The sequence below is a fragment of the Pseudomonas sp. PDM26 genome (assembly GCF_019219185.1).
Lineage (GTDB): Bacteria > Pseudomonadota > Gammaproteobacteria > Pseudomonadales > Pseudomonadaceae > Aquipseudomonas.
This window is the reverse complement of the sequence record NZ_JAHUWC010000017.1, coordinates 59,279-80,441: the sequence shown is the minus strand read 5'-3', so window position 1 is coordinate 80,441 and position 21,163 is coordinate 59,279. Positions and strand designations below refer to the sequence as shown.

General features: G+C 59.2%; 17 protein-coding genes. 8 read left to right on the top strand and 9 right to left on the bottom strand.

The features are described from left to right. Positions 1–195 precede the first annotated feature (195 nt). Positions 196–453: a 50S ribosomal protein L27 gene (gene rpmA / locus KW849_RS27260; RefSeq protein ID WP_003281574.1), complete on the bottom strand. Its 258-nt coding sequence runs from the start codon at positions 451–453 to the stop codon at positions 196–198. Between the two features lie 35 nt (positions 454–488). Next, positions 489–803, bottom strand: a complete 315-nt coding sequence (rplU, locus tag KW849_RS27255; protein ID WP_003176051.1) for a 50S ribosomal protein L21 — start codon at positions 801–803, stop codon at positions 489–491. Positions 804–1,042: 239 nt separating this feature from the next. Here rplU and KW849_RS27250 point away from each other — a divergent pair, with 239 nt between their 5' ends. The 3 genes from KW849_RS27250 to KW849_RS27240 all read left to right on the top strand — a co-directional run bounded on the left by KW849_RS27250 (position 1,043) and on the right by KW849_RS27240 (position 3,001). After that, the gene (locus KW849_RS27250; protein ID WP_108216424.1) at positions 1,043–2,011 is read left to right on the top strand and encodes a polyprenyl synthetase family protein; all 969 of its coding nucleotides are present in this window, start codon (positions 1,043–1,045) and stop codon (positions 2,009–2,011) included. A 185-nt stretch (positions 2,012–2,196) separates the two neighbouring features. Continuing rightward, a complete protein-coding gene (locus tag KW849_RS27245) occupies positions 2,197–2,538 on the top strand; it encodes a zinc ribbon domain-containing protein YjdM (protein ID WP_108216423.1) in 342 nt (113 codons plus the stop codon). Positions 2,539–2,743: 205 nt separating this feature from the next. Next, complete coding sequence (locus KW849_RS27240; RefSeq protein WP_217836406.1) at positions 2,744–3,001, top strand: hypothetical protein; 258 nt, start codon at positions 2,744–2,746, stop codon at positions 2,999–3,001. Between the two features lie 138 nt (positions 3,002–3,139). Here KW849_RS27240 and KW849_RS27235 read toward each other — a convergent pair whose 3' ends face one another. The 3 genes from KW849_RS27235 to KW849_RS27225 form a co-directional block, all read right to left on the bottom strand. Beyond that, entirely contained in the window at positions 3,140–3,757 is a 618-nt protein-coding gene (locus KW849_RS27235) for an FKBP-type peptidyl-prolyl cis-trans isomerase (protein ID WP_108216420.1), read from the bottom strand. A 121-nt stretch (positions 3,758–3,878) separates the two neighbouring features. Further along, the gene (locus KW849_RS27230; protein WP_108216419.1) at positions 3,879–4,169 is read right to left on the bottom strand and encodes a DUF6482 family protein; all 291 of its coding nucleotides are present in this window, start codon (positions 4,167–4,169) and stop codon (positions 3,879–3,881) included. Positions 4,170–4,385: 216 nt separating this feature from the next. After that, entirely contained in the window at positions 4,386–4,874 is a 489-nt protein-coding gene (locus KW849_RS27225) for a TIGR00645 family protein (protein WP_108216418.1), read from the bottom strand. Positions 4,875–5,044: 170 nt separating this feature from the next. Here KW849_RS27225 and KW849_RS27220 point away from each other — a divergent pair, with 170 nt between their 5' ends. Further along, positions 5,045–6,874, top strand: a complete 1,830-nt coding sequence (locus KW849_RS27220) for a hypothetical protein (protein ID WP_218432482.1) — start codon at positions 5,045–5,047, stop codon at positions 6,872–6,874. 6 nt (positions 6,875–6,880) lie between these two features. Here KW849_RS27220 and KW849_RS27215 read toward each other — a convergent pair whose 3' ends face one another. Continuing rightward, positions 6,881–7,222 (bottom strand): hypothetical protein, encoded by a 342-nt coding sequence (locus KW849_RS27215; protein WP_218432480.1) that lies wholly within the window; start codon positions 7,220–7,222, stop codon positions 6,881–6,883. A 385-nt stretch (positions 7,223–7,607) separates the two neighbouring features. After that, positions 7,608–10,046 carry a Lon protease family protein gene (locus tag KW849_RS27210; RefSeq protein WP_218432478.1) on the bottom strand — a complete coding sequence of 813 codons (2,439 nt, stop codon included), beginning with the start codon at positions 10,044–10,046 and terminating at the stop codon, positions 7,608–7,610. A gap of 278 nt (positions 10,047–10,324) precedes the next feature. Between KW849_RS27210 and KW849_RS27205 the strand changes: the two genes are divergently transcribed. The 3 genes from KW849_RS27205 to KW849_RS27195 all read left to right on the top strand — a co-directional run bounded on the left by KW849_RS27205 (position 10,325) and on the right by KW849_RS27195 (position 13,594). Continuing rightward, positions 10,325–10,813, top strand: a complete 489-nt coding sequence (locus KW849_RS27205; protein WP_007970900.1) for a DUF3015 domain-containing protein — start codon at positions 10,325–10,327, stop codon at positions 10,811–10,813. Between the two features lie 141 nt (positions 10,814–10,954). Then, entirely contained in the window at positions 10,955–12,808 is a 1,854-nt protein-coding gene (locus tag KW849_RS27200) for a DUF4105 domain-containing protein (protein ID WP_218432476.1), read from the top strand. A gap of 291 nt (positions 12,809–13,099) precedes the next feature. Next, positions 13,100–13,594 carry a GreA/GreB family elongation factor gene (locus KW849_RS27195; RefSeq protein ID WP_218432474.1) on the top strand — a complete coding sequence of 165 codons (495 nt, stop codon included), beginning with the start codon at positions 13,100–13,102 and terminating at the stop codon, positions 13,592–13,594. On the opposite strand, the gene gdhA is transcribed toward KW849_RS27195, so the two are convergent. Both gdhA and ettA read right to left on the bottom strand, forming a co-directional pair. Further along, positions 13,591–14,928, bottom strand: coding sequence for an NADP-specific glutamate dehydrogenase (gene gdhA / locus KW849_RS27190; RefSeq protein ID WP_218432472.1), 1,338 nt, complete (start codon positions 14,926–14,928; stop codon positions 13,591–13,593). The genes KW849_RS27195 and gdhA overlap by 4 nt on opposite strands. Before the next feature lie 350 nt (positions 14,929–15,278). Further along, complete coding sequence (ettA, locus tag KW849_RS27185) at positions 15,279–16,943, bottom strand: energy-dependent translational throttle protein EttA (RefSeq protein ID WP_108216411.1); 1,665 nt, start codon at positions 16,941–16,943, stop codon at positions 15,279–15,281. Positions 16,944–17,232: 289 nt separating this feature from the next. Here ettA and KW849_RS27180 point away from each other — a divergent pair, with 289 nt between their 5' ends. Continuing rightward, entirely contained in the window at positions 17,233–21,081 is a 3,849-nt protein-coding gene (locus KW849_RS27180; protein ID WP_218432471.1) for a bifunctional diguanylate cyclase/phosphodiesterase, read from the top strand. The last annotated feature ends 82 nt before the right edge of the window (positions 21,082–21,163 follow it).

The window sequence follows — 21,163 nt, the reverse complement described above, 5'->3', positions numbered from 1 at the left end:
AACAAACGCCTCTCGCCATACGGACGAGCCGAAAAACAATCAAGACATAAGACTCTTGCAAAAATGAGCGCAGCGACCCTAAACCACGACACCTACATCGTACGCCAACAGCCCATACAAACAGCTTTGCAAGAGACTCACCCCACAAACGAAAAAGCCCCGTCGCGAGACAGGGCTTTTCCAGCGATCGCGCAATTAAGCCGCGACTACGCTCACGTAACGACGACCGAAGGCGCCCTTTACTTCGAACTTGATCACGCCTTCGACTTTAGCGAAGAGGGTGTGATCTTTACCCATGCCAACGCCGTAGCCAGCGTGGAATTGGGTGCCGCGCTGACGCACGATGATGTTGCCTGCTTTGATAGCCTGGCCGCCATACATCTTCACGCCAAGGCGTTTGGCTTCTGAGTCGCGACCGTTACGGGTACTACCACCAGCTTTTTTGTGTGCCATGAGTTCAATTCTCCTAGTGAGGAATTAGGCTGAAATTAAGCCTGAATACCGGTGATTTTGATCTCGGTGTACCACTGGCGGTGGCCCATACGCTTCATGTGGTGCTTACGACGACGGAACTTGATGATGCGGACTTTATCGTGACGACCTTGGGAGATCACTTCAGCCACAACGGTAGCGCCAGCAACAACTGGAGCACCGATATTCACGTCGTCACCGTTGGCAACCAACAGAACGCGATCAAAGGTAACGGATTCGCCGGTAGCGATTTCCAGTTTTTCGATCTTCAGGTATTCACCCGGAGCGACTTTGTACTGCTTGCCGCCAGTAACGATTACTGCATAAGACATGGTATTTCTCCGATAATCCTGCTCACCCAGCTCTTTATAAGAAGAGGTATTGGCTGGCATGGCTGCATGGGGCTGGAGGCCCGTTTGCAATTGCGTAAGGCAGGTGCTGCCCAGGAAGTTCAGGGTGCGCGATTGTACGCAAGCCACGAGTCCCTTGCAAGGGGCCGTCCATCGCGCCTTGACAGGCCCGGACGTGGGTCCTAGCATGCCGCGCAACCCTTCTGGAGCGACTGTCGCTGATGCAACCCCAAGCTTTCTACCGCGCGGTGGCGGACGATTTTAGCGCCGTCGACGGCATCATCAAGAAGCAGCTGACTTCGCGCGTGCCGCTTGTATCGAAAATCGGCGATTACATCACCTCGGCTGGCGGCAAACGCCTGCGTCCTTTATTGGTGCTGCTGTGTGGCAAGGCCCTGGGTCGCGAAGGCGATGACCTGCGCCTGCTGGCCGCGACCATCGAGTTTCTGCACACCGCCACCCTGCTGCATGACGATGTTGTCGACATGTCCGGCATGCGCCGTGGCCGTTCGACCGCCAACGCCATGTGGGGCAACGCGCCAAGCGTGCTGGTCGGTGACTTCCTGTATTCGCGCTCGTTCGAAATGATGGTCGAGCTGGGCTCGATGCCGGTGATGAAGATCCTTTCGCAGGCCACGCGCATCATCGCTGAAGGCGAAGTGTTGCAGCTTTCGAAGGTTCGTGACGCCAGCACCACCGAAGAAACCTACATGGAAGTCATCCGCGGCAAGACCGCGATGCTCTTCGAAGCCTCGACCCACAGTGCTGCCGCCCTGTGCGAAGCCACGCCGGAACAGGCCGAAGCCCTGCGTACATTCGGGGATCACCTGGGGGTGGCCTTCCAGCTGGTCGACGACCTGCTGGACTACAAAGGCGACGCCGAAACCCTGGGCAAGAACGTCGGTGACGATCTGGCCGAAGGCAAGCCGACCCTGCCGCTGATCTACACCATGCGTGAAGGCACACCAGAGCAGGCCGCCCTGGTGCGCAAGGCGATCCAGAAAGGCGGAATCGAGGACCTGGAAAGCATCCGCGAAGCCGTGGAAGCTTCGGGCTCGCTGGAGTACACCGCGCAACTGGCCCGCGATTATGTGGCCCGCGCGATCAAGTGCCTCGAAACGCTGCCTGCCAGCGAGTACCGCGATGCACTGGTTGAACTGAGTGAGTTCGCGGTCGCCCGCACGCACTAAGGGGTATCTGTAGGAGCGAGCTTGCTCGCGAAGGTCGTCAACGATAACGCGTGCATCCTGAATGAATGCGGTGTCATTGAGTTCTTCGCGAGCAAGCTCGCTCCTACAGGTGTTGCATCGCCCTCTCCCGCCTAAAACCCTATACAATGTGCGTTTTTTAGCGATCCTGAATCCAAGGAGCCTTAGTGAGCACGCTGCCACCCTGCCCAAAATGCAATTCCGAATACACCTATGAAGACGGCGCACAGCTGATCTGCCCCGAGTGCGCCCACGAATGGTCCGCCAGCGGTGAAACCGAAGCGGCGTCCGATGACGCCGTGAAAAAGGACTCGGTCGGCAATGTCCTGCAGGACGGCGACACCATCACCGTGATCAAGGACCTCAAGGTCAAGGGTACGTCTTTGGTGGTCAAGGTCGGCACCAAGGTCAAGAACATCCGCCTGTGCGACGGCGATCACGACATCGATTGCAAGATCGACGGCATCGGCCCGATGAAACTCAAGTCCGAGTTCGTCAGGAAAGTCTGAACCTGCTGTCTTCCATCCCGCGCCCGCCGCGGGATGGCGCCTCACCCTCCCCCCGCTTCGCCCAGTCAATCCTCGCCATAGCCAGACGCCAGTCGTTTTTGACCTGATGCAATCTTTGCCTGGAAAAAGCGCAAACCACCAATAGGCTCTTGCTATTTAGTGAATAAGAATTATTCTCATAAGACCTTCAATGGAGATGAGAATCATGACTTATCTGATCGATGCCTGGCTGGACCGCCCACACCCTTACCTGAGAATCCTGCATCGGGAAACCGGGGAAGTCTGTGCGGTACTTGAAGAAGAAGCCTTGAACGAACTGCAAGACCAGGGTGACCTGGACGTCAGCGGCCTGAGCTCCAGCGAGCCGGTGGTGCTCAAGGAACTGGTGCGTAATCTGTTTCTGTTCTGCTATGCCCGGGCGTTGCGCCCGCACAGTGAACTGCACCACAAGATCGAAATATGAAGATCACCGCAAGACTCTGTAGGAGCGAGCTTGCTCGCGAAGAACTCAAACACACCGCGTTCATTCAGGATGGCCGCGTTATCGTTGACGCCCATCGCGAGCAAACTCGCTCCTACAGGTACAGGTAATCAGCGGGTATTACAGAACGTCGAGCAGTTCGACGTCGAATACCAGTACGCTGTGCGGCGGGATGCTGCCAACGCCTTGAGCGCCGTATGCCAGTTCGCTCGGCACGTACAGGCGCCATTTGCTGCCGGCGTTCATCAGTTGCAGGGCTTCGGTCCAGCCGGCGATCACGCCGCCAACCGGGAATTCTGCAGGCTCTCCACGATCGTAGGAGCTGTCGAACACGGTGCCGTTGATCAAAGTGCCGTGGTAGTGAGTACGCACGGTGTCTTCACGGGATGGCTTGGCGCCTTCACCGGCAGTCAACACTTCGAACTGCAAGCCGGAAGCCAGAGTGGTGATGCCTTCACGCTTGGCGTTTTCAGCCAGGAAGGCCAGGCCTTCGCCAGCAGCCGCTTCAGCTTTGGCAGCAGCTTCGGCCTGCATGATTTCGCGGATGACTTTGAAGCTGGCGGACATTTCTTCCTGACCCACACGGCTTGGCTTGCCGGCGAATGCGTCGGTCAGGCCTGCCAGGATCGCGTCCAGGCTGACGCCCGGTGGCGGGTTGTCGCGCAGTTGGTCGCCCAGCTGACGGCCAATACCGTAGCTGACGCGGGTTTCGTCGGTGGACAGATTTACTTCGGACATGACACTGCTCCGCTGTGCGGACGGCTCGGGAACTTGCCATGCGTGCACAGCGCGTCCCGGAGCGCCCGGAACCAAAAGGGCCAGCAGACTAGCACAGATGTCATGCCATTGATGAGGGGCGTCAGGCGATCGGCACCTTCAGGTTTTCTTCCACGTCGGCAACCAGCCCGCACATTTCGTCATGCACGACCGTGTGCACAAGGTTGAAGTGCAACTTGGGAAAGGAGCGCAGCACATCACGGGCATGCTCCACCGAACGCAGGCTCATCATATGGCCGTGCGTATCGCTCAGGGGGTACGCCGCGCCATGCATCCGTGCTTCCAGCAGGTAAATGCCCCCCTCCATGGAGATCAGGTTCAGCTCATCGACCTTTCCGGCGATGGCATACGCATTCAACTCATTCAGGGTCATGAACGCACCTCACGCAGTGGCGAGCCAACATAGTTACAGGGATAGGCCTCGGCGCATCAAAGCACAAGCCACTGACCAGACCGTTTGTCTGTTATCGCAGGAGGATGTGGCGAGGGAGCTTGCTCCCGCTGGATTGCGAAGCGATCCCTTTTTTTTGGGGCCGCTTCGCAGCCCAGCGCGAGCAAGCTCGCTCGCCACAAAGGGAGCCGGTGTGGATCAGTGCTTGGTGAGCTTATCCAGGTAACCCATGGCAAATGCCGAAACCACGAAGGTCATGTGGATGATCACGTACCACTGCAGATGTTCAGGATCGACGTTCTTGGCGTCCATGAAGATGCGCAGCAGGTGAATCGACGAAATCGCCACGATCGACGCGGCCACCTTCATTTTCAACGAGGAAGAGTCCATGGTGCCCAGCCAGTTGAGCTTTTCCTTGGAGTCGTCGATGTCCAGCTGTGAGACGAAGTTCTCGTAGCCGGAAATCATCACCATCACCAGCAAACCGCCCACCAGCGCCATGTCGATCAGCGACAACAGCACCAGGATCAAGTCCGATTCGGCCATCGAAAACACGTTCGGGATGACGTGGGAGACTTCCTGGAAGAATTTCAGCGCCAGCGCCAGCAACCCGAGGGACAGGCCGAAATAGATCGGCGCCAGCAGCCAGCGCGAGGCGTACATTGTATTTTCGATAAAGCGTTCCATTGAATCTCACATGTGGGCTGAAAATGGCCGCGAGTATACCAGCCGCCCGTCTATACCCAGAAGTAGCCAGAAACCGTCGAAAAATCCGCCACCTGCGCCTGTGTATCAAAGTTTTTCTGCTAGTGTCCAAATCATTGACCGCTCAGTGATATCGGACAGGAAGACTGGAAATGGATGTGCGATTGCCTTTGACGAGTGCCGGATTTTGCGTGGCGCTGCTTCTAAGCGGCTGCTCGCCCAGCGATGAAAAACGCCAGGTCAGCCTCGAAGAAAAAACCGCGCAATTCGAAAAGTCGCTGGACGCCATCCAGGATCCGAAGCTCAAGGATGCCGTGTCGGAGCTGGGCGGCTCACTGCTGTTGCTCGAGCGCGCGCAACTCAAGCTCGACAGTAAACCGGTGGAAACCGAATACGGCGAAGACGCCCTCGCCATGCTCAAGCACTACCCGACCCCGCAGGCCCTGGTCGACACCTACCTCAACGGGTTGTTCGTGCTGCAAAAGGACTCCAGCTCCGACTACCTGACCGATCTGCAACCGGTGTTTCCCTTCACTTTCAGCGTTCCTGCCGCGTTTCTGTTTCCCCATGGCCTGGAATGGCAGTCAGTCACACTGAGCAATAAACGAGTGATCCCATTCCAGCCGGAATGGTCAGAAACCGACCCCGGCATTCAACTCAGCCCATCGAGTTCCAACCTGACCAACCCCGATGACCTGACTGTGGCCTACCCCTTCATCGAAGGCCTTGACGTCGACAGAACGCAGCAACCGCAACCGGTGAGCCTGCTAGGCAAAGTCGAGGTCATCGCGCCACGCCGCCTCTACAGCTTCGACCTGACGAAAAAGGACGTAGGCCAGACCCGCACCAATGACAACCTGAGCGTCACCCTGCTCGCATTGACGAACAACTACGCGGAAATCGAATACAAAAACAGCGCGCCGTTAGCCCCCGAAGTCAGAGAAACACCGCTGAACCCGCTGATCGTCCAGGCCACGGACAACACCGGGCAATTCATCTCGCGCGCCGGCTCAATCAACGAAACCGCGGTACAGATTGCGTTCTATCAGCAGCAGCTGGCCAAGATGCAGCAACAAAAGAGCTGGAGCGAGGCCCTGGAAAAACAGCTCGACGAAGAACAGCGCAACTTTGAGAAACAGCAGGCTCGACATTATTCGAAGGTGTACTTCAACGGGACGATCGAAACCCTCGAAGTCGGCATGCTGGATTTTTCCGCCGTCACGGTCACCCGCAAGAGCCTCGACCTGCCGGTCCGGCACTTCGATGCCGAGACCACGGACAAGTCCATCCAGCCCTTGAACCTGCCCGTAGTGGTCTATGACGACCAGGCGCCCGGTTGGCTCAAAGGAGCAACGCTGAGCAAGGATCAACTGAAAAAGAACGTCAGCATCAGTCAGTCGGTCGACGACCCCAGTGCTGCGCGAATCGAATTCACTCATCTGCGCAGCTTCAACGATGAACTGCTCGGTACATCGTTCAACCCCGGTGAAAGTCCGGTGAGCTTCTTTACCGAAGACGCGAGTGGCAAACGCGACGAGCCGATCGAGTTGCCGCCCGAGGCCTACCAGATCGATCCCCTGCGCGGCACCATTACCTACGATCTGAATCTGTTTGCGCAAACGCCGGCCTATGCGGTGGGCTCGATGCCGCTGTTCCTGGCCACCGTCGAGCAAAAAACCGTCGATGCCCGCCAACTGCCCAAAGGCCTCGAGCTTAAAGCCAATGCTCTGGTGGTTGATTTGAAGGCGTTTCCCGCCCAGGACTGGCGCTTTTTCGCCAAGGACGACACCGGCAATTACTTGAAGGAGATTCTATCGGTCAGCCATGGCACGGGCGCACAAGGGCCGGCACAGTTTGCCGTGCATTACTTCTACGGACAGCCTACGCGCCTGGAAACCTATCAGCGCACTGACCTCGCCACCGTGCAGTATGGTTTCGAGGTCAAACTCGACAAGGCCGACATGACGCGCCTTGATCAATAGTGCGAATCAGTGCTCAGGGTGAAACTCGAAGCCGCCCATGTTTCGGCAGCGACCACCGTTGATTTCCCGCAGTTGGGCTTGCAGGTGCAGGCACCAGATTTGCGGATCGTTGGCCAACTCGTAGCCGTGCAAGGTCAGGCTTTCAACGATGGTGTCGAGGATTGATTCAGCGACGAACGGACCGTGAAACGGGCCTTGGGCCTTGATGGCCGAAGGTTGTTCACCGGCCATTCCGGCGGCGAACAGCAGAGTCCACATGCCCGTATCTCCCGCCAACGGACGGATGGCACACTCGATACGGGTCTCAAGGCCCAGGCATTGACGGGTGAGGCAGAGGTTGCGCGACATGGCGGCGACCCTCGGTAGATCCGGTATTCAGCCCCCATGTGAAGGCTGTTTCGATCCTGTGATTACTGTCGACATCCCTGAGCTGAGAATAGAAGAAAAGTCTGGCTTGCAGGCAGTGGGATACTGAAAGGCGCCGAATGGTCACAGCACGAATATTGACGTCATTTTGACAACGCTTTTTTACCATTCACCCCAAACAAAATGTGGGAGCGAGCTGTGGCGAGGGGGCTTGTCGGAACGCCGCACCGCCCCGTTGGGCTGCGAAGCAGCCCAAAAATTTCCGATGTATCGAAGATCTTGTGAGTGCTGCGCACTCAAACGGGGGCAAGCCCCCTCGCCACAGCTCGCTCCCACAGTACCGAGGCGAGCCAGACTCAAACAGATATCAAGCCGGTTTGGTTTGCGCCAAAGCTTCTTGCGCCAACTCCTTCTCGGCCTCTTTCAGATCATCGTCACTGATCATTTCCGCGATAACCCGCAGACGCTCAACGACCCGCGCGTTCACGCTGCCTTCAGGGAATTCGCCATTCTCGTCCGGCTCGCCGGCTGGCTCGCCAACCAGCAAACTCAAGGCTTCGTCGGCCTGACGGACCGCGTAGACATGAAATTGCCCCGCACGTACCGCCGCCAGCACCTTCTCGTCGAGCATCAGCGTGGCGACGTTGGCGTGAGGAATGATTGCCCCCTGCTCGCCGGTCAACCCGCGGGCCTCGCACAGACGGAAGAAGCCCTCGATCTTCTCGTTGACTCCGCCGACCGCCTGCACTTCGCCGAACTGGTTGATCGAACCGGTGATGGCAAAGCACTGCTTGAGCGGGGTTTTCGACAAGGCCGAGATCAGGGTGCAGGCCTCGCCCAGGGAAGCACTGTCGCCATCGACATAACCGTAGGATTGCTCCAGGGCGATACTCGCGGAAATCGCCAGCGGAAACTCCTGGGCGTAACGACTGCCCAGATAACCGGTAAGGATCATCACGCCTTTGGAGTGGATCGGCTGGCCGAGGTTGACCTCGCGCTCGATGTCGACAATGCCGCTGCCGCCCGGGTACACCGTGGCGGAAATCCGCGCCGGTATACCAAAGGCCGAATCGCCGACTTCCAGCACGGTCAGGCCGTTGCACTTGCCGACCGCCGCGCCCGCGGTGTCGATCAGGATGATCCCGGCCAGCATGTCGTCGAGAATCCGCGCCGAAACCCGCCCGGTCCGCGTGGCCTTGGCTTTGAGTGCCCGTTCAATGTGTCCGGCGTCGGTCATTTCATCGCCGGCCAGATGGCGGATGAAGTCTGCCTCGCTGACCAGTTGGAACAAATCACCGATACGCGCCGACAAGCGCCCCTGATGCTCGGCCAGACGCGCACTGTAAGTCGCCAGGCGCGCCACCGCATCGGCGGTCAGCGGCGCCATGCCTTCTTCGGAAGTACGGGTTTTGAGCAACTGGGCGAACTGCTCCAGGCTCTCGTCGACCATCGGGATATCTTCGTCGAAATCCACCAGGACGCGGAACATCTCCTGGAAGTCCGGATCGAGGTCTTGCAGCGTGTAATACAGCTGACGGGCACCGATGATGACGACTTTGACCTGCAACGGAATGTGTTGCGGTGTCAGGGTCACGGTGGCCAGACGGCCCAGCTCACCCAGCGGCGATTCCATTTTCAGCTTGCGCGATTGCAGGGCGCGTTTGAGCGCATCCCACACGAACGGTTCGCTGAGCATCTTGTCCGCTTCAAGGATCAGGAAACCGCCATTGGCCCGGTGCAAGGCACCCGGCCGCAGTTGGCGGTAGGTGGTGTACAGCGCGCCCTGATCGGTGCTGTATTCAATGCGACCGAAGAGGTTTTCATAGGTCGGGTGCGGCTCGAACACCACCGGCGCACCGCCGCTGGCCGCATGACCGACCACCAGGCTCGGCGCGTATTGCTCTTCCAGCAACTTGCGGGCGACAGCATCGATTTTGCTGTCGTCTACCAGCTGTTCGACCACAGTCTTGAGCAAATACACCTGCATCGCTTGCAGATAACCGCACACCGCGGCGTTCTCGGCGTACTTCTCCGACAACGGCGACAACAACGGCTGCAAGGCCAGGGTGATGGTTTCTTCGTTGAGGTGACGCAGTTGATTACTCGACTCGCGCTTCCATTGCGGCAGGCTGGCGAGTTCTTCGTTCAGGCGCTCCTCCAGTACCGAAATATCCTCGTGGAAGCGCTCGCGCTCGGCTTCCGGCAACTGGGCGAATTCAGCTTCGTCCAATGCCTTGCCGTCGCCCATCGGGGTAAATGCAATGTTGCTGGCGTCGCGGTACAGCGCGACGTCCTTTTCCAGCGCCAGACGCTCGATGATGTCCAGGGCCTTGTCATAGCGCTGGTTGAAGGCGCGGTCGATGCTGCTTTTTTTCTGCTGGTAGGACGGATGCTCGAAGACTGCCGGAAACGTCGCCAGCAGGTTGTCGATCAAGCCGTTGATGTCACCGATGAAGGCACCGGCGCTGCCCGACGGCAGCTCCAGTGCGCGCGGCTCGCGCGGCTCATCGAAATTGTTGACGTAGACCCAGTCCGCTGGGGTCTGCAGGCGCTTGCCTTCGGCCTTGAGATAGCGTTTGACGAACGAGAACCGGCCAGTGCCGGGTTCGCCCATGACGAATACGTTGTAACCGGGGCGTGGCATGGCCACACCGAACTGCAAGGCTTCGACCGCACGTTCCTGGCCAAGCACTCCGCGAAAGGGCTCCAGATCATTGGTGGTAGAGAAGCTGAACTGTTCAGCGGAAAACGGACGGGTCAGCGCTTCGGGCGCTAGACGCAAGCTGGCAGCAACAGGATCAGGCATCGGGCATCCTTAACAATCAGGCGGGGCAGATGGCAGCATTCTGGCGCCGCCCATGCCCGACTGGCAAGGAGCACCGCAGGCTTGAACATCGTCAATCCGCCAACCCCAGGCGGACCGGGCTTGCGCCGCCGGTTCTCATGAATGTTTTGCAAAAAATCACGGAACCCCGTGATCGTGCCTAGACTCCAGACTGCGCGGCTGGACGAATGACCGGCCCACTGGCACCAGAAGGGCCAGAACTCCTTGTCAATTGGTAGGCACATAAAGAGAACAAAGCTATGAAACGGATTCTTCTTGGTACTCTCTTCACCGCTGTATCCATCAACGCCATGGCTCAGGCGCCAGGCGGCCCGGATTGCGGCTGGGGCAACATGCTGTTCGAAGGCCAGCGTGGTACTCCGGCTCACTTCCTGGCATCCACCACCAACGGCACCTCCGGCAACGCAACCTTCGGCATGACCTCCGGTACCAACGGTTGCGCAACCAACGCGTCGCTGACCTATGGCGGCAAATCCTGGTTTGCCATGAATGGCATGATGAACGAGCTGTCCGAAGACATGGCCAAAGGTCAGGGCGAAGCGCTGACCACCTATGCCGTGGTACTGGGCGTAGCGCCGGAAGACCGTGCGCACTTCGCCGCCGTCACTCACGAGCACTTCCAGCAGATCTTCAGCAAGGCCGACGTGACTGCCGAAGACGTGCATACCAATACCCTGGCCGTGCTCAAAGCCGACCCTCGTCTGGCCAAGTACGCGACTCAAGCTTAAGCTCGACCCGCCCCGCTTCTTTCGGGAAGCGGGTTTTGTTTTTTGGACGCTACCACCTTTGGATGTCGCTGACTGTAGGAGCTGGCTTGTCGGGTCCTACGGGCAAACAGCCTTTGTTTTTTTCGACTTAAGTTGCCATCTATGCTCAAACGCCTTACCTGGCTGGCGCTGTGTGCCTGCACCCCGCTGTCCGCCGCGCCGCATATCGATCCTCAACGTTTGCAGCAACTGGCCAACGACCCTTTCTGGATATCCCTGGGCCATTACGAAACCGCCAAGCTCGGTGGTTGGCGCAGCTATGTCAGCGACCCGAAATTCTTCCTCGCCGCCGATGGCAATGAACACCCGGACCATGAATTGGCGGCTACCGTACAAGCCTTGTACGCCCCGGCCAGTACCGGAGAACAGCACGCACAATGTGTCTACCCGGCCCGCACCCGCTGGCTCAAAGAACAGCTCGGCCTGACCGGCCTGCCGACACCGGATTGCGCCGAATTCAAGCAATGGTTCAAGGACGTCTCGCCCGACAGCACGGTGATGATCTTTCCGGCGGCATACCTGAACAGTCCATCCTCGATGTTCGGCCACACCCTGCTGCGCATCGACCAGGCCGAAGTGAAGAGCGACAAGACTTCGCTGCTCAGTTACGCGATCAACTTCGGCGCCTACATCGAGGGCTCGGACAACAGCATCCTCTATGCCTGGAAAGGCCTGATGGGCGGCTATCCCGGCCTGTTCGCGCTGGTGCCCTACCAGGAAAAACTCTCGGAATACCGCAGCCTGGAAAACCGCGACCTGTGGGAATACCGCCTGAACCTGACCCAACAGGAAACCGCGCGCATGGTCGAGCACGTCTGGGAGCTGAAGCAGATCAAGTTCGACTATTTCTTCTTCGACGAAAACTGCTCATACCGTTTGCTGGAGCTGCTGCAAGTGGCCCGCCCGAGCTTGCGCCTGACCGAACAATTCCCGCTCACGGCCATCCCCACCGACACTGTCAAAGCCGTGAAAAATGCCGGGCTGGTGGAATCCATCCAGTATCGTCCGTCCCGGGAACGCGAGTTGCTCAGTCGCGCCGAGCCCTTGAACCCTGAAGAGCAGCAATGGGTGCTGAAAGTCAGCGCCGACCAGAAACAATTGCTGGACCCGGCATTCAAGGCTCAACCCCGCGACCGCCAGGCGCTGATCATCGATGCGGCCTATCGTCTGGAACGTTACCGCGCCAATGGCCGGGAGCGCGACCCGGCGCGCGCCCAGCGCAGCTTCGAATTGCTGCGGGCAATCAACCAGAACCCGGCGCCGGAGCTGGATATCCCGCAACCCGGCCTGCCTGAAGACGGTCACGAGTCCCGTACCTGGCAACTCGGTCTTGGCACCCGTGGCGATAAAGCCTTTGGCGAATACGGCTTGCGCATGGCTTATCACGACCTCAATGACAACAACGAAAGCTTCCCCCTTGGCGCGCAGATCGAAATCCTGCAACTGAAACTGCGCCAGTACGAAGGCAATGACTGGCAAGTGCAGCGACTGGACCTGGCGACCATTCGTTCCCTGACCCCGCGTAACGAGTTGCTGCAACCGCTGTCATGGCAAGTCACTGGTGGTCTGGAGCGGGTGCCGGGCAAGCATGATGACCAAACCCTGGTCAGCCACGTCAACGGCGGTGGCGGTGGCACCTGGCAACTGGGCGATGACCTGCTCGGCTTTGCCCTTGGCACCGTGCGTATCGAGCACAACAACGACTTCGCCGCGTTCATTGCCCCGGCCGCTGGCTTCAACAGTGGTGTGCTGTGGAAAAACCCGCTGGGCAACTTGAGCCTGGAAGCCAAGGGCGATTTCTTCACCAATGGCGAAGTGCGTCGTAGCCTGAGCCTGAACCAGCAATGGGAAATATCCCGCAATTTTGGTCTGCGCTTGAGCGCCCAGCGTGAGTTCAGCCATTTGGCGACGGCCGAGAACGAAGTGATGCTTGAGCTGAAGTGGTATCACTACTGACCCGAACGCAGCGCAATTCCCTGTGAGAGCGGGCTGTGTGGTGCTCGACGAAATGCCTGCACATCTTTCACAACCACCCGACGAATCCACTTCTAGACTTTCTCTATGGGTCGCATTTCGGCTTGGGAGAGTGAGATGTGCTGGTATGCGGGAAGGCTGGGTGTAAAACCTGGCAACAGCAGAAAAATCAGGATGCCACCCGGGCCTATCGCTCGCCGTAAGTCGCATTCAGACATCCAGTGAAACCAGATGCCTGCGACCATGACCCAAACCCTATACCGGGAGAACTCCATGAGCCGTGCCTTCGTCAATGAAGATAACGCCACCGCGCAAGCCGATCAGCCCGTCGAACGGCAAGTCAGCGCGCAGCCCAATTACGTCACGCCGCAAGGCCTGAAGCTGTTGCAGGGCAAAGTCGCCGAACTGCAAACCCTGCATGCCGAGCAATCGGCAAAAGGTGAGCAGGCGGACAATCAGCGCCTGGCCGATCTCGAACGCGATCTGCGTTATTTCAAACAGCGCCTGGGCAGCGCTCAGGTGGTACCCGTCGCGACCTCGACCCAGAAAGTGCAAATCGGCAGTTGGGTGACCTACGCCGATGAACACGCCACCGAGCGCCGGGTACAACTGGTGGGCGAAGATCAGGCCGATGCCGCCCACGGCCTGATCAATTGGGGCTCACCGCTGGGCCGGGCGCTGCTCGGCGCACAACTCAACGACGAAGTACTGTGGCAGCGCCCCGCCGGGGATCAAATGATTGAAGTGATTCGGATCGAACCGACTTAAACGACGCCTTGGGCCAGCATGGCATCGGCGACCTTCACGAAGCCGGCGATGTTCGCACCCTTGACGTAATTGACCCGACCGTCCTCTTCGCCGTAATGCACGCAAGCGTGGTGAATCGACTGCATGATCGTGTGCAGTTTGCTGTCCACTTCGCCACCGGTCCACGCCAGGCGCATGGCGTTTTGCGACATTTCCAGCCCGCTCACCGCCACGCCGCCGGCGTTAGACGCCTTGCCCGGTGCGAACAGAATGTCGGCCTCGATAAACAGGTCCACCGCCTCGAGGGTGGTCGGCATGTTCGCGCCTTCGGCCACACAGATGCAGCCGTTGCGCAGTAAGGTGCGAGCGGCTTCGACATCCAGTTCGTTTTGCGTCGCGCACGGCAGCGCGATATCGCAGCTCAGGCTCCATGGCCGCTGACCGGTGCGGAACTCCAGGTCAAATCGGCCAGCCAGTTCACGGATGCGCCCGCGTTGTACGTTTTTCAGTTCCAGCACCGCCAGCCATTGCTCCTCGGTCAAACCGCTTTCGCAATACAGCGTGCCTTCGGAGTCGGACAGCGATATCACTTTGCCGCCCAGGTCCATGACCTTGCGCGCCGCGTATTGCGCGACGTTGCCGGAGCCGGAAATCGCTACGCGCTTGCCCTCGACTGCCAGACCGCGACGCTTGAGCATTTCTTCGGCGAAATACACGCAGCCGAAACCGGTGGCTTCCGGGCGAATCAGGCTGCCGCCGTAACTTGGGCCTTTGCCAGTCAGCACGCTGGTGAACTGGTTGCTCAGGCGCTTGTACTGGCCGAACAGGAAACCGATTTCCCGCGCGCCGACACCGATATCACCGGCCGGTACGTCGACGTCGGCACCGATGTGGCGGTACAACTCGCTCATGAAGGCCTGGCAGAAGCGCATGACTTCCGCATCACTTTTGCCTTTGGGGTCGAAGTCCGACCCGCCCTTACCGCCGCCCATGGGCAGCGAGGTCAGGGAGTTTTTGAAGGTCTGTTCGAAGGCGAGGAATTTCAGGACACCCATGTTCACCGACGGGTGGAAACGCAGACCGCCCTTGTACGGGCCGATCGCGCTGTTCATCTGGATGCGGAACCCGCGATTGACCTGGACTTTGCCCCGATCGTCGACCCACGACACGCGAAACACCAGCGCCCGCTCCGGCTCGCAGATGCGCTCCAGGATGCCCGAGGTCAGGTAATGCGGATTGGCTTCAAGAAACGGCCACAGACTGCGCAGTACTTCTTCCACAGCCTGATGGAATTCAGGCTGGTCCGGATCACGATTTTTCAGGCGAGCAAGGAAGGATTCGACAGATTCGATCATGGAAAAGTCTCGGCAAATTGATTGTCGTTGGAGAAGATTGAGCCGGACTGTAACAAACGACTTGCGCACAGGAATAGAACAAAATGTCGCATTTATGAAATTAAATGGTGCACAGGATATAAATTAGTCCGCCTTTTAGTCTATTTCTGCACCAGAAGAGGGATTCACAATTCAAGTTTTGCACCATCAGGTACACAGCTATCGCGAGCAGGCTCACTCCTACAATTTGAAATGCATTCCCCTGTAGGAGCGAGCCTGCTCGCGATGGCCGCGCCGCGGAATCATTGAAAAAGCACAGTCAAAAAAAACGGAGCCCGAAGGCTCCGCTCTCTTATGCAACCAACCCCAAATCAGGCCAGTTTCTTGTGCCGTACACGATGCGGCTGGGCAGCTGCTTCGCCGAGACGCTTTTTACGATCGGCTTCGTATTCGCTGTAGTTGCCTTCGAAGAACACCGCTTGCGAGTCGTCTTCGTACGCCAGGATGTGCGTCGCGACGCGGTCAAGGAACCACCGATCGTGAGAGATCACAATGGCGGCGCCGGGGAAGTCCAGCAGGGCTTCTTCCAGGGAACGCAGGGTTTCGACGTCGAGGTCGTTGGACGGTTCGTCGAGCAGCAGGACGTTGCCGCCCTCTTTCAGGGTCAGGGCCAGGTGCAAGCGACCGCGCTCACCACCGGACAGGTCCTTGACGAACTTCTGCTGGTCGCCGCCCTTGAAGTTGAAGCGACCGACGTAGGTACGCGACGGGATCTCGTAGTTGCCGATGCGGATCTGGTCGGAACCGTCGGAGATCTGCTGGAACACGGTCTTGCTGCCGTCCAGATCCTCACGGCTCTGATCCACACAAGCAAGCTGCACGGTTTCACCGACTTCGATGCTGCCCGAATCCGGCGTTTCCTTGCCCATCAACATGCGGAACAGGGTCGACTTACCGGCACCGTTACCGCCAATCACGCCGACGATGGCGCCTTTAGGCATGGAGAACGACAGGTTGTCGATCAGCACGCGATCGCCGTAGCCCTTGGTGACATTCTTGAATTCGATGACCTTGTCGCCCAGGCGCGGACCGGCCGGGATGTAGATCTCGTTGGTTTCGCTGCGCTTCTGGAATTCCTGGGATTGCATTTCTTCGAAGCGTTGCAGACGTGCCTTGGATTTCGACTGGCGGGCCTTGGCGCCTTTGCGCACCCACTCCAGTTCTTCCTTCATGGCTTTTTCGTGGGCCGACTGCTGCTTGGATTCTGCAGCCAGACGATCGGACTTGGCTTCCAGCCAACCCGAATAGTTGCCCTCGTAAGGAATGCCCGCGCCGCGGTCCAGTTCCAGAATCCAGCCGGCAACGTTGTCCAGGAAGTAACGGTCGTGCGTGATCGCTACCACGGTGCCCGGGAAGTCGTGCAGGAAGTGCTCAAGCCAGGCGACGGAATCGGCGTCCAGGTGGTTGGTCGGTTCGTCGAGCAGCAGCATGTCCGGTGCGGACAGCAGCAGGCGGCACAGGGCTACACGACGCTTTTCACCACCGGACAGCACTTCGACCTTGGCATCCCAGGCCGGCAGACGCAACGCGTCGGCAGCGACTTCCAGCTGGCGCTCCAGGTTGTGACCGTCGCTGGCTTGCAGGATCGCTTCGAGCTTGGCCTGTTCGGCAGCCAGTTTGTCGAAGTCGGCGTCTTCTTCAGCGTAAGCCGCGTAGACCTCATCCAGGCGAGCCTGGGCATTCTTGATCACGCTGACCGCTTCCTCGACCACTTCACGCACGGTTTTGGTCGGGTCCAGGATCGGTTCTTGCGGCAGATAACCGATGTTCAGCTCCGGCATCGGACGGGCTTCGCCCTCGAACTCGGTGTCGACGCCGGCCATGATTTTCAGCAGCGTGGACTTACCCGAACCGTTGAGACCGAGCACGCCGATCTTGGCGCCAGGGAAGAAAGACAGAGAAATGTTTTTCAGGATTTCCCGCTTCGGCGGAACAACTTTACCCAGCCGATGCATGGTGAATACGTATTGAGCCATGGAGAACCTAGGGTCAGTGACTGATGAATGATTAGGGCTCAGGCGATGCCTGGTCAGGCTGTGCGCGTCGCCCGATTGAGAGCTTTCAATATATGCGCGCTGAAAAAGCCTGATTTTAGGAGCTGGAACGCTCCCGCGTAACCGACAAAGCTACCTTAATGACAGATGGCAGTCCAGCCGACGGGCAGGGGCTGGCACTTCGCCACAACTCAAGGCATGCTAGCCGCCCTTCGGGCGTCCGGCTTATAGTGCACGTCGCGCCAGTCCAGCCAAACCGCAGGATTACAGCTTGTCCAATGACCCTCCGCGTCTGACTTCCACTGAGCCGGCCACAGCGCCCGGCTCCCCCCTGCGCGGGACCTTGAAGGGCACCTTGGCGACACTTGCACTATTGCTGCTGGCCCTGTTGTTCTGGCAATTGCTCGATCAGTTGCGCGAAACCCAGAAAAACCAGCGTCAATACACCATCGATTACACCGCCGATCTGGCCGCGCAGGTCAGCCTGAACATGGCGCTCAACGCGCAGATCGCCCTCAACCTGCTGCCGATCGTCGAGCAGCCGCAGGACGCCGATGAGCTGCAGGCGCTGCTGCGCAAGCTGCAAAAGTCGCTGCCTGATCTGCGCAGCCTGGCATTGCTCAGCCCCTCGGGAAGAGTTATCAGTGACAGCGCTCCCGACAGCGATGACAGCGACTACCTGGGTGAACTGGTACGCCGCAGCCACGCCCAGGCGCACTTCTTCAGCAACGCCACCGACGGCTCCGTAGTGCATTTATTGTTGCATCAGGCCAGCGGCAGTTCCCGAGGCTATTGGGTCTTGCGCCTGCCCCCCACCTTCTTTTCGTCCTTGACCAAGCAAAGCGAGGCCGGCAGCCGCCCATTGTGGCTGGTGGAGAACCGCATCAATCAGCAGATCATCAGCCGCGACGATGCGCTGCCCTCGGCCAATCCGGGCACGCTGACCGAGGACGATGTCGCCAATAGCGTGCTGACCGTTGCACTGAGCAGCAGCGATTGGCAACTGCGCGGCTTGTTCGACCGTCAGCGCGCGCTGGAAGAGCTGCTACCGGCGTTCATCGGCAAATGTCTGCTGGGCCTGGCGTTTTCCATGCTGCCGTTCATCGCCTTGCTGAACATGCGTCGACGTCAGCGCCAATTGAGTGAAGGCCGCCGGCGTTATCAGGATATTTTCGAAGGCACCGGCGTGGCTTTGTGTGTCCTCGACATGTCCGGGCTCAAGGTCTTTTTCGACAAGGCACAACTGCAGGGCCGCGAGCAACTGCAAGCGTGGCTGGCGATCCCGGAACAACGCCGGCAACTGCTCAAGGAACTGCAGATCACCGAGGTCAACCAGGTCGCGCTGCAACTGCTTAATGTCGATAGCGCCGACAAAGCCTGGAAACTGCTGATCGACGGCCATCCGCAGGACGGCACCGCCATCGGCAATCAGGTGCTCGACGCGATGCTCAACCAGCAGCAACTGCTTGAGCTGGAAATCAAACTGCAGGATGCCAGCGGTCGTGACCAGCATCTATGGCTGGTGCTGCGCCTGCCGCAAACCCAGGACGACTATAACGCGGTGATCCTGAGCATCACCGACATCACCAGCCGCAAGCTCATCGAATTGTCACTGCAGGAGCGCGAAGGGTTTTGGTCGGACGTGGTGCGCACCGTACCGGATCACCTGTATGTGCAGCATGTTTTCAGCCAGCGCATGATCTACAGCAACCATCATCTGGGCCAGACACTGGGTTACAACCGCACCGAACTGCACCAGATGGGCGAATACTTCTGGGAAATCCTCCTGCACCCCGAAGACGCCGACTATTACCATCGATCCCGCCAGGTCCAGCGCCAGGCCGGTTATCGCCAATTGATGCAGTGCCAGTTACGCTTCCGTCATCGGGACGGCCAGTGGCGACGCTTCGAGATTCGCGAGCAGGCACTGGCGCGGGACAAGGACGATCAGGTCACGCGGATCATCGGCGTGGCCAAGGACATCACCGACCAGCTTGAAGCCAGTGAATCCCTGCGCGACAGCGAACAGCGCTACCGGATGCTCGCCGAAAGCATCAGCGACGTGATTTTCTCCACCGACAGCCGCCTCAACCTCAATTACGTCAGCCCTTCGGTGCAAGCGGTGCTGGGTTACGACACCGAGTGGATTTTCCAGAACGGCTGGCAATCGACTATCGCCAACCCGCAACAACTGACCGGCATCTACCAGCTGATGGACCGGGTCAGCAAAGCGCTGGATCAGCCGGACCAACTGGCGCTGCTGCGCAGCCAGGTGCAAACCCAACTGTTCCTGTTCGATTGCCTGCGGGCCGACGGGCGCAAGATCCCGATCGAACTGCGCCTGGTATTGGTCTGGGACGAACACGGTACGTTCGAAGGCGTGCTCGGCGTCGGCCGCGACATCAGCCAGCAACGCCGGGCCGAAAAAGACTTGCGCATGGCCGCCACGGTATTCGAGCACTCGACCTCGGCGATCCTGATCACCGACCCGGCCGGCTACATCGTCCAGGCCAACGAGGCCTTCAGCCGTGTCAGCGGTTATGCCGTGGAGCAGGTCCTCGACCAGCTGCCGAACATGCTGACCGTCGACGAGCAACAGGAATCCCATCTGCGTTACGTCCTCAAGCAATTGGGCCAGCACAGCACCTGGGAAGGCGAAGTCTGGCTCAAGCGTCGCAACGGCGAGCACTACCCGGCCTGGGTCGGAATCACCGCCGTACTTGACGACGAAGGCGACCTGGCCAGCTATGTGTGTTTCTTCAGCGACATCAGCGAGCGCAAGGCCAGCGAACAGCGGATTCACCGCCTTGCCTACTACGACGCCCTGACCCATCTGCCCAACCGATCGCTGTTCCAGGATCGCCTGCACACGGCGCTGCAATCGGCCGATCGGCAGAAGTCGTGGGTGGTGCTGATGTTCCTCGATCTCGACCGTTTCAAGCCGATCAACGACTCCCTGGGCCACGCCGCCGGCGACCGCATGCTCAAGGAAATGGCCACGCGCCTGCTCGGTTGCGTCGACGATGATGACACCGTGGCACGCATGGGCGGCGACGAATTCACCCTGCTCCTGCAACCGCGAGCCAACCGTGAAATCGCCCTGAACCGGGCGATTCATGTGGCCGAGCAGATTCTCGCCAGCCTGGTGAAACCGTTCGTGCTCGAAGGCCGCGAATTCTTCGTCACGGCCAGTATCGGCATCGCCCTGAGCCCGCAGGATGGCAACGAACTCAGCCAGCTGATGAAGAATGCCGACACGGCGATGTACCACGCCAAGGAGCGCGGCAAGAACAACTTCCAGTTCTATCAGGCGGACATGAATGCCAGCGCCCTGGAGCGACTGGAACTGGAAAGCGACTTGCGCCATGCCCTGGAACAGAACGAATTCGTGCTGTATTACCAGCCGCAATTCAGCGGTGACGGCAAGCGCCTGACCGGTGCCGAGGCGCTACTGCGCTGGCGCCATCCACGCCGCGGGCTGGTGCCGCCGGGGGATTTCATTCCGGTGCTCGAAGAGCTCGGGCTGGTGGTGGATGTCGGCGACTGGGTGATCAGCGAAGCCTGCCGCCAACTCAAGGCCTGGCATCAGGCCAGGGTACGGGTGCCGAAGGTGTCGGTGAACATCTCGGCGCGACAGTTTTCCGATGGCCAGCTCGGCACGCGAATCGCCACCATCCTCAAGGAAACCGGCCTGCCGCCGGCGTGCCTGGAGCTGGAACTGACCGAAAGTATCCTGATGCGCGAAGTCAGTGAAGCGATGCAGATCCTCGCCGGGCTGAAAAACCTTGGGCTGAGCATCGCGGTGGATGACTTTGGCACCGGTTACTCATCGCTCAACTACCTCAAACAGTTCCCGATCGACGTACTGAAGATCGACCGCACCTTCGTCGACGGCTTGCCGTCGGGTGAACAGGATGCGCAGATCGCCCGGGCGATCATCGCCATGGCCCACAGCCTGAACCTGGCGGTGATCGCCGAAGGTGTGGAGACCCATGAGCAGTTGGACTTCCTGCGTGAGCATGGTTGCGATGAAGTGCAGGGCTATCTGTTCGGACGGCCGATGCCGGCGAGCCGGTTTGAGGCGCAGTTCAGCAACGACACCCTCTTCATGTTCGACTGAAGTTTTGTGGTGTTGCCGAAAAGATCGCAGCCTGCGGCAGCTCCTACCCTGATCGGGGTAGCCGCCAGATTCTGTGACCGAC

Excerpts from the sequence above, each read along its gene's own strand:
- KW849_RS27225 (WP_108216418.1), bottom strand. The coding sequence starts at position 4,874 with ATGGAACGCTTTATCGAAAATACAATGTACGCCTCGCGCTGGCTGCTG.
- KW849_RS27220 (WP_218432482.1), top strand. The coding sequence starts at position 5,045 with ATGGATGTGCGATTGCCTTTGACGAGTGCCGGATTTTGCGTGGCGCTG.
- KW849_RS27195 (WP_218432474.1), top strand. The coding sequence starts at position 13,100 with ATGAGCCGTGCCTTCGTCAATGAAGATAACGCCACCGCGCAAGCCGAT.
- gdhA (WP_218432472.1), bottom strand. The coding sequence starts at position 14,928 with ATGATCGAATCTGTCGAATCCTTCCTTGCTCGCCTGAAAAATCGTGAT.
- KW849_RS27215 (WP_218432480.1), bottom strand. The coding sequence starts at position 7,222 with ATGTCGCGCAACCTCTGCCTCACCCGTCAATGCCTGGGCCTTGAGACC.
- rplU (WP_003176051.1), bottom strand. The coding sequence starts at position 803 with ATGTCTTATGCAGTAATCGTTACTGGCGGCAAGCAGTACAAAGTCGCT.
- KW849_RS27205 (WP_007970900.1), top strand. The coding sequence starts at position 10,325 with ATGAAACGGATTCTTCTTGGTACTCTCTTCACCGCTGTATCCATCAAC.
- rpmA (WP_003281574.1), bottom strand. The coding sequence starts at position 453 with ATGGCACACAAAAAAGCTGGTGGTAGTACCCGTAACGGTCGCGACTCA.
- KW849_RS27200 (WP_218432476.1), top strand. The coding sequence starts at position 10,955 with ATGCTCAAACGCCTTACCTGGCTGGCGCTGTGTGCCTGCACCCCGCTG.
- ettA (WP_108216411.1), bottom strand. The coding sequence starts at position 16,943 with ATGGCTCAATACGTATTCACCATGCATCGGCTGGGTAAAGTTGTTCCG.
- KW849_RS27235 (WP_108216420.1), bottom strand. The coding sequence starts at position 3,757 with ATGTCCGAAGTAAATCTGTCCACCGACGAAACCCGCGTCAGCTACGGT.
- KW849_RS27230 (WP_108216419.1), bottom strand. The coding sequence starts at position 4,169 with ATGACCCTGAATGAGTTGAATGCGTATGCCATCGCCGGAAAGGTCGAT.
- KW849_RS27240 (WP_217836406.1), top strand. The coding sequence starts at position 2,744 with ATGACTTATCTGATCGATGCCTGGCTGGACCGCCCACACCCTTACCTG.
- KW849_RS27250 (WP_108216424.1), top strand. The coding sequence starts at position 1,043 with ATGCAACCCCAAGCTTTCTACCGCGCGGTGGCGGACGATTTTAGCGCC.
- KW849_RS27210 (WP_218432478.1), bottom strand. The coding sequence starts at position 10,046 with ATGCCTGATCCTGTTGCTGCCAGCTTGCGTCTAGCGCCCGAAGCGCTG.